Here is a 13750-nt window from a genome sequence, read left to right on the forward strand (position 1 = left end):
GATTTGTCGGCGGCTGCAAGCACTCAGTCCCAGCCCTCGACGATCACCAGATCGACCTGGGAAACCGGATCGCGCAGCGCCTTGGCCCTCCGGTATTCCGGGCTGTGATAGCAGGCCCGAGCCGCCTCGATCGAGGGAAATTCCAGCACCACGCTGCGCGGCCGGGCGGCACCCTCGACCACGTCCTGCGGCCCGCCCCGGACCAGAAACCGCGCCCCGTATTTCGCGAAGGCGGCGGCATTGGCCTGCCTGTAGGCCTCGTAAGCCTGCGCATCATCGACCGAGACATGCGCGATCCAATAACCCTTCATTCGACCTCCGGTATGGTGATGCGGCCTTCCGCGACCTTCGCCGCCCGGCCAGAAATCCGAATTTCGGTCAGGGCGCCGTCCCGCACGATGGCGGTCAGGCCGATCCGCGAGGGTCGCCCCATCTCGATTCCCTGTCGAAGCGCGATCCGGTTCTCGCCCCTGCTCAGCACGCCCGATGCCAGCAGCGGCCCGGCAAGGATGGCCGAGGCCGAACCGGTGGCCGGGTCTTCGGGTATGCCGGCCGTGGGCGCGAACATCCGGGCGCGATAGCCGCCCCGATCCGGGGTATAGAGATAGGCGCCCACGATCCCCGGCACCACCGCCTGCGACCAGCAGGGTTCGACCGGGCGGGCGGCGGCCAGAGAGGCCGGATCGCGAATGGGAACGAACAGGAATGCCGGACCGCCCTGCCAGATGCCCGGCTGATGGCCGTCTGGCCCGATCGCATCCGCCGGCAGATCAAGCGCCCGCGCGATCAGGCCGGGTTCGGCCCGCCCCGGCAGCATGACCGGCAATCGCGGCGCAATGAAATCCGCTTGGCCGTCGCGAACCTGGACCGGAACCGGCCCGGCCTTTTCCTCCAGCACGATCCGCATGTCGCGCCCCTTCGACAGATGCAGGGCGCAGCCGATGGTCGGATGGCCCGCGAAGGGTATTTCGGCGGTCGGCGTGAAGATGCGGACCCGCGCGGTATGGGCCCGATCGCGCGGTGCCATGACGAAGATCGTCTCGGACAGGTTGAACTGGCGCGCCATCGCCTGCATCTGCGCCGTGGTCAGGATGTCCGCGTCCGAAACCACGGCCAGCGGATTGCCGCTGAACGCGCGTTCGGTAAAGACGTCCCAGATCTGGAAGCCCAGCATTCGCCATGTCTCCGTGGTCGGACCGCGCGGCGGTCTCAGTATTTCTGCGGCACGTAGAGATCGCGCGGCAGCACCTCGCGCTCGTAATCGGGGTTGAAGACGCGTTGCGGCAGATGAACCTCTTCATGGGGCACATCGGTATAGGGCATCAGCCCCAGCAGGTGACTGATGCAGTTCAGGCGGGCCCGTTTCTTGTCGTTGCCGGGGACGATGTACCACGGCGCCTCGGCGATGTTGGTGCGTTCGAACATCTCTTCCTTGGCCTTGGTATAGGCTTCCCAGCGGACCCGGCTTTGCAGATCCATCGGCGACAGCTTCCATTGCTTCAGCGGATCATGGATGCGCATCAGGAATCGCATCTGCTGTTCCTCGTCGGTGACCGAGAACCAGTATTTCACCAGTCGAATCCCGGACCGGACCAGCATCCGTTCGAATTCGGGAACGTCCTGGAAGAACTGCTCGATCTCGTCGTCCGAGGCGAAGCCCATGACCCGTTCGACGCCCGCGCGATTATACCAGGATCGGTCGAACAGCACGATCTCGCCGCCCGCCGGCAGATGCGGAACGTAACGCTGGAAATACCATTGCGTCTTTTCGCGGTCGGACGGGGCGGGCAGGGCCACCACGCGGGCCACGCGCGGGTTCAGCCGCTGGGTGATGCGCTTGATCGCGCCGCCCTTGCCGGCGGAATCGCGGCCCTCGAACAGGACCACGACCTTTTCCTTGTGATAGCTGACCCAGTCCTGAAGCCGGATCAGTTCGGCCTGAAGGCGCAGAAGCTCGTGGAAATAGCGGCTGCGCGGCATCTGTTCGGGATGGTTCTCGCGATAGATGCGGCGCACCTCCTCGGACAGGATCGCGTCTTCCAGCTCGATCTCGATGTCCTCGTCCAGCGTGTCCTGCAATTCGGCTTCCAGCCAGTCCTTGGGCTCGTCCATCATTCGTGTTCTCTGCGCTTTCTCACAACGACATCCAGGGCGGGAATGGAAAGGTTCTGCATCCGTCGGCATCCCGACCGGGCCGCGCCGCGGCCGGGATCAGGGGGCGCGGCGGCGATGGCGGGCCCGCCGGGGCCTGCCAGCAGCGCAAGCAAGATGGCGGTGGGGCACATCCCAAGCTTCCGTGTTGCGAACAGCAGGATGTTCCCACGCGGTCGGGCCCGGTGCAAGCGGGCTCAGCCGATCTCGGCGATATCGACGCCGTGGCTGCCGATCTGGCTGCCCGAAAGGCGCAGCGAGCCGGTGATCGGCGCGGTATCGGAATAGTCGCGGCCGTAGCCGATCACCACATGATCGGCCGAGACGAAACAGGCATTGGTCGGATCATATTCGGTCCAGCCCGCCTCGATCCCGGTCCAGGCCCGGACCCAGGCATGCATCGCGTCCGCGCCTTCCAGCCGGGGCCGTCCGGGCGGCGGCTGCGTGCGCAGAAAGCCCGAGACATAGCCCGCCGGAATGCCCAGGGCGCGCAGGCCCGCGATCATGATCTGCGAGAAATCCTGACAGACGCCGTGGCGGTGTCGGAACGCCTCGGCGATGGGGGTATCGACCTGCGTGGCACTGGCGTCGAACCGCATCACCTCGTGCAGCGCAAGGCCCAGCCTCTCGGTCGCCGCACGCGCCGTGGGGGCGCCCGCGGTCGCGCGCGCGGCGAAGGCGGCGATGTCTGGCTCGGGGGCGATGCGCGGCGAGGGGCGCAGGAAATGATGCGGCGAATGGCGGCCGAGATCGGCAATCTCGGCCAACTCGGGGGCCAGGCGGGGCAGGGGCGCTGAAAGGTCCAGCACCGAATCGATCCCGTGCCGCGTCACCTGGCCGGTCATCTCGAAGCTCAGACTGGTCATGCCGGCGGGCAGGACCAACTGGATCACCTCGGTGCCGAAAAAATCGGCGAAGGTGCCGCGCTCGACCGGGGCGGGGGTGATCTCGACCTCGCAGCGCTCGACGCTCTGGATGGCGGGGATCGTTGTCGGGCAGATCCGCAGCAATTGCCGCCCGGCGCCGGTTGGCCGGGCAAAATCATAGCGAAGCGTCAGGCGAAGGCGATATCGCATCAGTGGAAGTAGTCCGTGGTCAAGAGATCCGACAGCGCGGCGATCCGCGACCGCATCGACCACAATGCCGCGGTCGTCAGTGCCTCGGGTTCGGCGGTGGCGATCTCGGCGTGAAGGCGCAAAACCGCCCGGGCCAGCGGCGACAGGGCGCCGTGATCATTGGCGGCGGGCAGCGCGTCGATCTGGTCGCGCAAGCCGTCGATCTGATGGCGCAGCGCGCGCGGGTTCAGCCCATCCAGCGCCAGCAGATCCAGCACCGTTTCGCGCGTGGTCGCGGTGGCGAAGCGGCGGCGATGGGTCAGGACGCTGTCGGCCATGTCGATGGCCAGATCCAGCGCCCCCTCGGGCGCATCCGGATCGGCCAGAACCGCCAGCGCCGCCGAGATGCCCATGGCGCGTTCATGCAGCCGGCCGATGGACAGGAAATGCCAGCCGGTAAAGCGATACATGTTCTCGTGGACCAGTCCCGAAATGCCCGCCAGCTTGCGCAACAGCGCGCTGAGCGCGCGGGCGGCGTCGTCGCCCGGCGTTACCCGCAATGCCATGCGCCGGGCGCTGCGGTCCAGATCGTGCAGCGCCAGCCATGCATCGGGCGAGAAACGGTCGCGCACCGCGCCGGCGCTGGCAATGGCGGCGGCCAGATTGTCCAGCAATGCCTGCGGAATGCCCTTGTCGGCTGCAAGGCCCATCAGGCGGAACAGCGGCGTCGCGGCCGCCCTCAGCGCGTCGCTGGTCGCGTCGCCTTCGGCAAGGCGGCCGTGATAGGCCCGCATCAGCCGCACGATGGTTTCGGCCCGTTCGACATAGCGGCCAAGCCAGAACAGGTTGTCGGCGGCGCGCGCGGGCAGGGCGCCGGGCGTCCGCCGCGGCCGGTCGGCACGGGCCGGGCGGCTCAGCGTCACCGCGGCCACGGGTTCTGGGCTGATGACCCAGACATCGGCGGCGCTGCCGCCCTGCTGCATGGCGATGGCCGAGGCGTCCTCGGATGCGCCGATGCGCGCGAAGCCGCCGGGCATGGCCGTCCAGCCCTGTTCGGTCCGCGCCAGATAGACCCGCATCGACATCGGACGCGGCACCAGCCGCCCCTCGACCAGCGCCGGCGTGGTGGACAGCGTCACCGCCTCTTGTGCGACCAGATCCGACCCCCGCGCCGCCAGCCGCGCCGCCAGCGCCCGGGGCGCCAGGTCCGAGGCGCGGATCTGGTCGGCATTGCGGTCGAAGGGCATCGCCGTGGCCAGCGCGTCCGACAGAAACATCCGGTCCGGCGCATCCAGGACGGCGGCGCGGGCGCTGGCATCGCCGCACCACCAGGTCGCGATATTGGGCATGGCCAGCGGGGTGCCGGTCAGATCGCGGGCCAGTTTCGGCAGGAACGCCATCAGCGCGCGCGTTTCCAGCACGCCCGAACCGATCTGGTTGACCATCGTGACCTGCCCGGCGCGCAGGGTCGCGACCATGCCGGGCGTGCCGATCCGCGAGGCCGGATCCAGTTCCAGCGGATCGGCATAGCTGGAATCGAGCCTGCGCCACAAGACCTCGACCGGCCGCATTCCGGAGACGGTTCGCACCGTCAGCCGGTCGCCCGCAACCGCCAGATCGCCGCCCTCGACCAGCGTGATGCCCAGATAGCGCGCGATATAGGCATGTTCGAAATAGGTCTCGTTCATCGGGCCGGGGGACAGGATCGCCACCCGGCCGCCGCCGCGCCCGGCCTGGGCCAGCAGCGCATCGCGGAAATCGCGAAAGAAGCCGGCCAGCCGGTGCACGTTTTCCTGACCATAGACTTCGCCTAAGGCGCGCGCGGTGGCGACGCGGTTTTCCAGCGCGTAGCCCGCCCCCGAAGGCGCCTGTGCCCGGTCGGCCAGCACCCACCAATTGCCGCGCGGTCCCCGGCCAAGTTCGAAGGCGAGGAAATGCAGGTAATGCCCCGAACGCGGCCGCACCCCCACCATGGGGCGCAGCCATTCGCGATTGCCAGCCACCAATTGCGCCGGAAGCCGCCCCGAGGCGACCAGATCATTCGGTCCGTAAAGATCGGCCATGACCGATTCCAGCAGATCGGCGCGCTGGATCAGGGCGGCCGAAATCTGCGCCCAGTCGGCCTCGGACAGCAGGACGGGAATATGGCTCAGCGGCCATGTCCGCTCGGTCGATTGCCCGGCGCCGTATTGGCGAAAGAACACCCCGCTATCCAGCAGGTACCGGTCGGCGCGGGCCAGATCGCGGGTCAGTGCCTCGGCGTCCAGGGCGCCGATATGGCCGGCCAGACGCCGCCACAGCGGGCGGATCGCGCCTTCGGCATCGACCATCTCGTCGGGTAGTCCCGGCAGCGCGCGATAGAGGCCCCGCCCCGCCCCGTTCAGGCCGTCGATCCGCACATCGCCCGGCATGATGCCTCAGATCCCGACCGCGCGCCGCAGATCCAGCGTCATCGGAAATTCGCGATGCGGCCGTTCGGGCGCGACGACATGGAAATGGCCCGGACGATGGCCGAACGGCTGGAACCGGGCCAGTCGGCGCGCCTCGGCCTCGTTGTTGTTGACGGGGAAAGTCTCGTAGTTGCGCCCGCCGGGATGGGCGACGTGATAGACGCAGCCGCCAAGCGCGAGGGCCGACCAGGTGTCGAAGATGTCGAAGGTCAGCGGCGCATCGACCGGGATGACGGGATGCATCGCGGAGGCGGGCTGCCATGCCTTGAAACGCACACCGGCCACGGCCTCGCTCGCGCCGATATCTGTCAGCGGCAGCGCGCGGCCATTGCACAGCACCTGATAGCGGGTCGGATCGGCGGCGGACAGCTTGACCTGCAAACGCTCGGTCGAGCTGTCGGTATAGCGCACGGTGCCGCCAAGCGCGCCGGTCTCGCCCAGGACGTGCCACGGCTCCAGCGCCTGGCGCAGTTCCAGATGCACGCCCTCGACCTGGGTCTCGCCGCAGAAGGGAAAGCGGAATTCGGCCTGCGCCCTGAACCATTCCCGTTGCATCGGAAAGCCGTGGTTCGTCATGTCCTGCAAAACGTCGCAGAAATCGGTCCAGACGAAATGCGGCAGCATGAAGCGGTCATGCAGGGCCGTGCCCCAGCGGGTCAGATCACCGGTCAGCGGTTCGTTCCAGAACCGCGCGATCAGGGCGCGCAGCAGCAATTGCTGGGCCAGGCTCATCCGCGCATCGGGCGGCATCTCGAAGCCGCGAAACTCGACCAGTCCCAGCCGCCCGGTCGGGCCATCGGGGGAATACAGCTTGTCGATGCAGATCTCGGCCCGGTGGGTGTTGCCGGTCACATCCGTCAGGATGTTGCGCAACAGCCGGTCGGCCAGCCATGGCAGCGGGGCGGGGCCGCGACCGGGCGCGGGGATCTGGGACAGCGCGATTTCCAGTTCGTAGAGCGCGTCGTGGCGGGCCTCGTCGATGCGCGGGGCCTGAGAGGTCGGACCGATGAACAGGCCCGAGAACAGATAGGACAGCGAGGGATGGCGGTTCCAGTACAGGATCAGGCTGGCCAGCAGATCCGGGCGGCGCAAGAACGGACTGTCATTCGTGGTCGCGCCGCCCACGACGACATGGTTGCCGCCGCCGGTGCCGGCATGCTTGCCGTCGATCATGAATTTCTCGGCCCCCAGCCGCGACTGGCGGGCATCGTCATAGACGCCCTGCGTGATCCGGACGCAATCCTGCCAGCTTTCGGCGGGATGGATGTTCACCTCGATCACGCCGGGATCGGGGGCGACACGGATCACGTTCAGCCGCGGATCGTGCGGCGGCGCATAGCCTTCGACATGGACCTTCAGATCCAGCCGCAGGGCGGCGGCCTCGACCGCGCGCAGCAGATCCAGGTATTCCTCCAGCGTGGCGACGGGGGGCATGAACACGCAGAGCCGGCCGTTCTTGGGCTCGACCGACAGCGCGGTGCGAACCAGCCCGGACAGGTCGTGTTCGCCATCGCCCCGGGGCTGGCCCTGTTCGACGACCCCCTGAACCGGGCCGCCGGCCACGAAACTGGCCATCGGCTGGGACTTGCGCGCCGGCGGGATCGGCGACGGATCGGCCAGGGGCGGGCGGTCCACGGCGGGATCGGTCGGGTTGATATAGGGATAGACCGAGGGTGGCAGCCAGGGCAGCGAATTCAGCGGCAGGCGATAGCCGACCGGGCTGTCGCCGGGCACCAGGAAGACATGTCCGCGCCGCAGCCGCCACTTTTCCGAATACCAGCGCAGGTGGGATTTCGATTGCCAGCTTTGCACCGGCAGCACGAAGCCGACGGGTTCGGTCAGGCCGCGATCGAAGACGGCGGCGATGCGGTGCCGTTCCTCGGTATCGTCGAGCTTCGAGTTTTCGGGCGTCACGTTGGGCGGCAGCTTCGCTTCGCGCACCAGCCATTCGGCCGGGTCTTCATAGGCGGGCATGACATTGGCGTCGCTGACATCCAGTTCCCGCGCGACCTCGCGCAGCAATTCCTGCGCCTGCAACGGCGTGACCGCGCCCTCGTCGACCTCTTGCGCGATCAGGTCGGGGTTCTGCCAGACCGGCTGGCCGTCCCGCCGCCAGTAGATCGAGAAGGTCCATCGCGGCAGGGTTTCGCCCGGATACCATTTGCCTTGCCCGTAATGCAGAAATCCGTTCGGTGCGAAACGCTTGCGCAGCCTGCGAACCAGCTTGTCGGCCAGGACGCGCTTGGCCGGGCCGACGGCGGCGGTGTTCCATTCCTCGCTTTCGAAGTCGTCGATCGACACGAAGGTCGGCTCGCCGCCCATGGTCAGGCGCACATCGCCCTTGCGCAGGGCGGCATCGACGGTCTCGCCCAGCCGGTCCAGGCTGGCCCATGCCTCGTCGCTGAACGGTTTGGTAATGCGCGGATGCTCGGCCACCCGGCGCACCTGCATGTCGAAGTTGAAATCGACCTCGGCAAAGCTGGCCGCGCCGCTGATCGGGGCGCAGGACCGGTAATGCGGCGCGGCGGCCAGCGGGATATGGCTTTCACCGGTCAGCAGGCCGGATGTCGGATCCAGCCCGATCCAGCCCGCGCCGGGCAGATAGACCTCGGCCCAGGCATGAAGGTCGGTGAAATCGACCTCGGTGCCCGAGGGACCGTCCAGCGCCTTCAGGTCGGGCTTCAACTGGATCAGATAGCCCGACACGAAGCGCGCCGCGAAACCCAGGTGGCGCAGGGCATTGACCAGCAGCCAGCTGGAATCGCGGCAGGATCCGCTTTTCAGCGACAGCGTTTCCTCGGGCGTCTGGACGCCCGGCTCCATCCGGATCGTATAGCCGGTTTCGCCCGCGATCCGGGCATTCAGGTTGACCACGAAATCGACTGTTCGGGTCTTCTGGCGCGGGATGCTGTCCAGCAGCTTGCGCAGCAGCGGTCCCGCCGGTTCGGCCTGCCGGTAGGGCACCAGCTCCTCGGCCAGGTCGGGGGCGTAATCGAAAGGCCATTGGTCGGCGCTGTCCTCGACGAAGAAGTCGAACGGGTTGTGGATGCTCATGTCCGCGACCAGATCGACCTCGATCTTCAATTCGCGCACCGGTTCGGGAAAGACGAAGCGGGCCAGCCAGTTTCCAAAGGGATCCTGCTGGTGATTGACGAAATGATCCGCGGGCGAGACTTTCAGCGAATGCGACAGCACCCGGGTGCGCGAATGCGGCGCCGGCCGCAGGCGGATGATCTGTGGACCCAGGCTGACCGGGCGGTCGTATCTGTAGTGGGTCAGGTGGTAGATGCTGGCCTTGATCGACATGATCCGTCCCTGTTCGGCTTTTGCTCAGCTTACACAATGCGCAGCCGAGGGCGAGACACAAAGCCGGCTTGTCCTTGCCGGCGTGCCGGCAGGGGCGCTGCCCCTCTTGGCCTGCGGCCAATTCACCCCGAGGTATTTGGCAAGAGCGCGAGGCGGCCGAGGGCATCCTGCAGCCGGTCCCATTCGGCGGCGCTGCCGGGAATGCCAAGGCGAAGCCAGTGGCGCGAATAGGGGAAGCGGCGGGTCCAGATACGGGCATGGGCCAGGCCGTCGCGCGCCTGTCCAGCATCCGGCGTGTCATAAAGGCGGAACAGGTGAGTGCCGCCCAAGGGCTGCCATCCGGCGCGCTGCGCCACATGGTCCAGATGCAGGCTGGCCTCGGAATGATAAAGGATCGCATCCTCGGCCCAGTCGCGATCGGCCATGGCCCTGGCGCCGATCTCGAGCGCGGGGCCGTTGACGGGCCAGGGCCCCGATTCTTCGGCGATCCGCGAAAGGATGGCGGGGGCGGCGATGACGAAGCCGAGGCGCAGGCCCGCGAGGCCCCAGAACTTGCCGAAGCTGCGCAGAATCAGGGTATTGTCGGGACATGTGGCGGCCAGCGACAAGTCCGGGCGTGGATCGGCGAAACTTTCGTCCACCAGCAGATGGCCGACCCGGCCCGCGAGGCGGCCGAGGGTTTGCGGCCGCCATTCGCGGCCGTCGGGGTTGTTCGGGTTCACGAGAACCGCCAGATCCGCCCCCGCCATGTCCTGCGGGTCTTTCACCTCGTCGACCGTCCAGCCCGCCGCGCGCAGGCTGGCCGCGTGTTCGTTATAGCTGGGCGCCAGGACCGAGGCGCGTCCGCGCGGCAGCAGCCGTGGCAACAGCTGGATCGCCGCCGAGGCGCCGGCGACCGGCAGCACGCGGGAAGGATCGCAACCCAGCCGGCCGGCGGCGACACCGATCAGACGATCGCGGGCCGCGGCGGTCGGCAGGGCCCGCCAGACGTGATCGGGAAGGGTGCCAACCGGCCATGGCCTGCGGTTGATCCCGGTCGAAAGGTCCAGCCAGTCCCCCGTGCCAAAGCGCCGCGCCGCGCGGTCGATATCGCCCCCGTGATCGCGGTCCATGCCGTTCTCCCCGTTCCGTCCACGCCATTCGTTAACGAATTTTCACTTTACTCGCGAGAGATTCGCGCCCACGATATATGGTAGGAACATTCGGGCACCTATGCCCGGTATTGTCCACAGACCGAGGGTTAGCGGCGACAGAATCGCTCCCGCAGAGAGGCAGGATCCAGGCTATGGCTCAGACCGATCATTTCATTCCCAGCGACGAGATCCATCCCATCGATATCGTAGAGGCTGTCGCCGCCCATCACGAATGGGATTTCGACCGTCTCGCCGACGACCAGATCGCGATGGTGGTCGAGGGGCAGTGGCGCAGCTATTCGCTGACGCTGGCATGGTCGCCGCGCGAAGAGGTGCTGCGCCTGATCTGCACCTTCGACATGGACCCGCCAGCCGACAAGCTGCCGCTGGTCTACGAGACGCTGAACCTGGCCAATGATCAGGTCTGGGACGGGGGCTTCACCTTCTGGGCGCAGCAACGGCTGATGGTCTGGCGCTATGGGCTGGTTCTGGCCGGCGATCAGGTCGCCTCGGCCGAGCAGGTCGACCGGATGATCGGCAATGCCCTGATCGGGTGCGAACGGTTCTATCCCTCGTTCCAGCTGGTCGGCTGGGGCAACGCGGAACCCGCAGCCGCGCTGGACATCGCCCTGGGCGAAGCCTTCGGACGGGCCTGAGGGTCCGTTGCGCCCTGCCGATGCGAGAAACCGCGCATGATGATCGGTTTCGACGATTTCATGAAGGTCGATATCAGGGTCGGCACGATCGTCCGGGCCGAACCTTTCCCCGAGGCGCGAAAGCCAGCCATCAAACTGTGGCTGGATCTTGGGGAACTGGGCCAGCGCAAATCCTCGGCCCAGATCACGAAACATTATACACCCGAAGCCCTGGTCGGAAGGCAGGCCCTGTGCGTGGTGAATTTTCCGCCGCGCCAGATCGGTCCGGTCATGTCCGAGGTGCTGGTTCTGGGCGTGCCCGACGATGCCGGCGAGGTGGTGCTGATCGCGCCGGATCTGTCCGTGCCTGACGGGGGAAGGTTGTTCTGATGAAGCTTCTGGTCACGCGCCCGATGACGGATCGGGCGACCGCATCCATCGCCGCGCAGTTCGATGCGACCTTCCGCGACAACACGCCGCTGGACGAGGCGGGCGCGGCGCGGGCCTTGCGCGACTATGACGCGATCCTGCCGACGCTGGGCGACGCCTTCACGGCGGGTGCCTTTGCCGGCGGCGATCTGCGCTGCCGGATGCTGGCGAATTTCGGCGCCGGCTACAACCATATCGACATTGCCGCGGCGCGGGCGGCGGGGGTTGCGGTTTCGAACACGCCGGACGTGGTGACAAACGCCACCGCCGATATCGCGCTGACGCTGATCCTGATGGCGATGCGTCGGGCCAGCGAGGGCGAGGCGCTGCTGCGCGCGGGCAAATGGACCGGCTGGAACCCGACGCAGCTTCTGGGCGGCCATGTCAGCGGCGCGACGGTCGGCATCATCGGCATGGGCCGGATCGGCAAGGCGATCGCCCGGCGCTGCCATCTGGGATTCGGGATGCGGGTCGTCTTTCACAACCGCTCGACCGTTTCCTCGCTGGATATTCCCGCCCAGCAGATGCCCGGCCTGTGCGAGACCCTGGCGGCCGCTGATGTGGCAGTGGTCGCGGTTCCCGGCGGCGGCGGCACCCGGCACATGATCGGCGGGCCGGAGCTGCGCGCCCTGGGGTCGGCGGGCTATCTGGTCAATATCGCGCGGGGCGACGTGGTCGAGGAAGCGGCGCTGATCGAGGCACTGAACAGCGCAACGATCGCCGGTGCGGGGCTGGATGTCTACGAGGCCGAACCCCACATTCCGCAGGCCCTGATTCAGGCGCCCAATGTCACCCTGCTGCCGCATCTGGGCACGGCCACGGAAACGGTGCGGACGGATATGGGGATGCGGGCATTGCAGAATCTGCTGGACCATCGCAACGGAGGACGGGCGCGCGATCTGGTGAACTGACTTATGTTGGTTCTTGGAACCGCGGCCTCTGTCCGGCCGTTGTTCCCGCGATCATCAAGACCAAAGGAGGTCGCTATGAATTGGGATGTTGTCCAAGGCAAGTGGAAACAGGTCAAGGGTTCGGTCCAGGAAAAGTGGGGCGAACTGACCAATGACGAGCTGGATCAGATCGACGGCAACAAGGATCGTCTGGCTGGAAAGCTTCAGGAGAAATACGGCTGGAGCAAGGACGAGGCCGATCGCGAGATCGACAATTATTTTCGCGACAGCGTCTAGGGCCGATCCTTGACGCGCGACAGCGAGGGGCGCCGGGAAGGCGCCCTTTTTCATGGCGCCCGGCTGTTCGATGATGCGGCCGGCGGCGGTCGGGCTTGCTCCGGGGCTCTTTCCATCCGGCCGCAAATCCCGGAATATGCAGCCATGACCAAGACAGACAATCCTCTGGCTTCGAAGGCGCTTGCGCTTGTCTGGATCGGGATCGGGGCCGCCGATCCGTCGCTGGCCGTCAATGCGGCCATGCCGTCGGTGATCGCTGATCCGCCGCGTTCAGGCGGTTCCTGGCGGATTATTGCAGTGGGAAAGGCCGCGCGCGCCATGGCGATGACGGCGATGAAGCAATTGCCCGACGCGCAGACGCTGATCGTGACCAATGCCGGCAACGATGCGCCGCTGATGCGGGCCGAGGTGCTGCGCGCCGGGCATCCGGTGCCGGACGAGGACGGCGCGCAGGCCGCCCGCCGGGTTGCGGAGAGACTGGCTGAAAGCCGCCCGGCAGATCGGATCCTGGCGCTGATCTCGGGCGGCGGTTCGGCGATGTTGCCCGCCCCGGTCGAGGGGGTGACCCTGACCGAGAAGCAAGAGGTCAACAGGCTGCTGCTGGCATCGGGCGCCGACATCCGCGAAACCAACCTGATCCGGCAGGCCTTGTCGCGACTGAAGGGCGGCGGCTGGCTGCGTCAGGGGCCGGCGCCGATCACGGCGCTGATCCTTTCGGATGTTCCGGGTGACGATCTGCGGGTGGTGGCCTCGGGGCCGACGGTCGCGCCGATCGGAACCATCGCCGAAGCGGCACGGACGGCGCGCGCGCTGGAGATATGGGATCGGCTGCCCGATGCTGTCCGCGCCGCCCTGTCGCGGTCCGATGATCGCGGCGATCTGCCCGAGGCGCGCAATATTCTTGTCGGCTCGAACAGGCACAGCGTTCAGGCCATGGTCGCAGCCGGAGGATGTGACGGGGCCGTGCCGCTGGAGGGCGATGTCGAGGATTGCGCCCGTGTCTTGGTCGCTGCGGCGCGGCAGGCACGTCCCGGTGTTCCGCTGGTCTTCGGTGGCGAGACGACCGTGCGCCTGACCGGCAAGGGCATGGGCGGACGCAATCAGGAATTGGCCTTGCGGTTCGCGCGGGCTGCGGCGGAAGGGGGATTGAAGGGTGACTGGTGCTTTGCCTCGGTCGGCAGCGACGGCCGCGACGGGCCGGGCGAGGCAGCAGGCGGCATTGTCGATCCCGGCACGCTGACGCGGATCGAGGCGGCGGGCATCGATCTGGACCGGGTGCTTGCCGACAACGATTCCACCCCCGCGCTTGCCGCCGCAGGCGGTTTGGTCCAAACCGGACCGACAGGCACCAATGTCGCCGATCTGGCCGTTTTCCTGCGCGGCGCCGAAATCTAGACCCGGACC

The 13750-nt window shown here is 67.3% G+C and carries 12 protein-coding genes; 5 read left to right on the forward strand and 7 right to left on the reverse strand.

All coding sequences use genetic code 11. From position 1 onward, the window contains the following. Positions 1 to 23: 23 nt before the first annotated feature. The 7 genes from B4A72_RS07860 to cobD form a co-directional block, all read right to left on the reverse strand. Positions 24 to 311 (reverse strand): DUF1330 domain-containing protein, encoded by a 288-nt coding sequence (locus tag B4A72_RS07860; RefSeq protein ID WP_292958737.1) that lies wholly within the window; start codon positions 309 to 311, stop codon positions 24 to 26. Next, positions 308 to 1174, reverse strand: coding sequence for a PhzF family phenazine biosynthesis protein (locus B4A72_RS07865; protein WP_292958739.1), 867 nt, complete (start codon positions 1172 to 1174; stop codon positions 308 to 310). Before B4A72_RS07865 ends, B4A72_RS07860 begins: the two co-directional genes overlap by 4 nt. 35 nt (positions 1175 to 1209) lie before the next feature. Then, positions 1210 to 2112, reverse strand: coding sequence for a polyphosphate kinase 2 (ppk2, locus tag B4A72_RS07870; RefSeq protein WP_292958741.1), 903 nt, complete (start codon positions 2110 to 2112; stop codon positions 1210 to 1212). A 236-nt stretch (positions 2113 to 2348) separates the two neighbouring features. Continuing rightward, positions 2349 to 3227: a transglutaminase family protein gene (locus tag B4A72_RS07875; RefSeq protein ID WP_292958743.1), complete on the reverse strand. Its 879-nt coding sequence runs from the start codon at positions 3225 to 3227 to the stop codon at positions 2349 to 2351. Continuing rightward, on the reverse strand, positions 3227 to 5617 hold the full coding sequence (locus B4A72_RS07880; protein WP_292958745.1) for a circularly permuted type 2 ATP-grasp protein: 2391 nt from the start codon (positions 5615 to 5617) through the stop codon (positions 3227 to 3229). The genes B4A72_RS07875 and B4A72_RS07880 overlap by 1 nt, the downstream gene beginning before the upstream one ends. A gap of 6 nt (positions 5618 to 5623) precedes the next feature. Next, positions 5624 to 8962, reverse strand: coding sequence for a DUF2126 domain-containing protein (locus tag B4A72_RS07885; RefSeq protein WP_292978303.1), 3339 nt, complete (start codon positions 8960 to 8962; stop codon positions 5624 to 5626). A 122-nt stretch (positions 8963 to 9084) separates the two neighbouring features. Beyond that, positions 9085 to 10074, reverse strand: a complete 990-nt coding sequence (cobD, locus tag B4A72_RS07890) for a threonine-phosphate decarboxylase CobD (protein ID WP_292958749.1) — start codon at positions 10072 to 10074, stop codon at positions 9085 to 9087. Positions 10075 to 10247: 173 nt separating this feature from the next. Here cobD and B4A72_RS07895 point away from each other — a divergent pair, with 173 nt between their 5' ends. The 5 genes from B4A72_RS07895 to B4A72_RS07915 all read left to right on the forward strand — a co-directional run bounded on the left by B4A72_RS07895 (position 10248) and on the right by B4A72_RS07915 (position 13741). Then, complete coding sequence (locus tag B4A72_RS07895) at positions 10248 to 10751, forward strand: YbjN domain-containing protein (protein WP_292958751.1); 504 nt, start codon at positions 10248 to 10250, stop codon at positions 10749 to 10751. A 39-nt stretch (positions 10752 to 10790) separates the two neighbouring features. Beyond that, complete coding sequence (locus tag B4A72_RS07900; protein WP_292958842.1) at positions 10791 to 11120, forward strand: tRNA-binding protein; 330 nt, start codon at positions 10791 to 10793, stop codon at positions 11118 to 11120. Next, positions 11120 to 12070: an NAD(P)-dependent oxidoreductase gene (locus B4A72_RS07905; RefSeq protein ID WP_292958753.1), complete on the forward strand. Its 951-nt coding sequence runs from the start codon at positions 11120 to 11122 to the stop codon at positions 12068 to 12070. The genes B4A72_RS07900 and B4A72_RS07905 overlap by 1 nt, the downstream gene beginning before the upstream one ends. A gap of 75 nt (positions 12071 to 12145) precedes the next feature. Beyond that, on the forward strand, positions 12146 to 12346 hold the full coding sequence (locus tag B4A72_RS07910; protein ID WP_292958755.1) for a CsbD family protein: 201 nt from the start codon (positions 12146 to 12148) through the stop codon (positions 12344 to 12346). Positions 12347 to 12490: 144 nt separating this feature from the next. After that, entirely contained in the window at positions 12491 to 13741 is a 1251-nt protein-coding gene (locus tag B4A72_RS07915; protein ID WP_292958757.1) for a glycerate kinase type-2 family protein, read from the forward strand. Positions 13742 to 13750 lie beyond the last annotated feature (9 nt).

Origin of the sequence: Paracoccus sp. UBA5162 (assembly GCF_002413585.1) — a bacterium.
Taxonomy (GTDB): Bacteria; Pseudomonadota; Alphaproteobacteria; order Rhodobacterales; family Rhodobacteraceae; genus Paracoccus.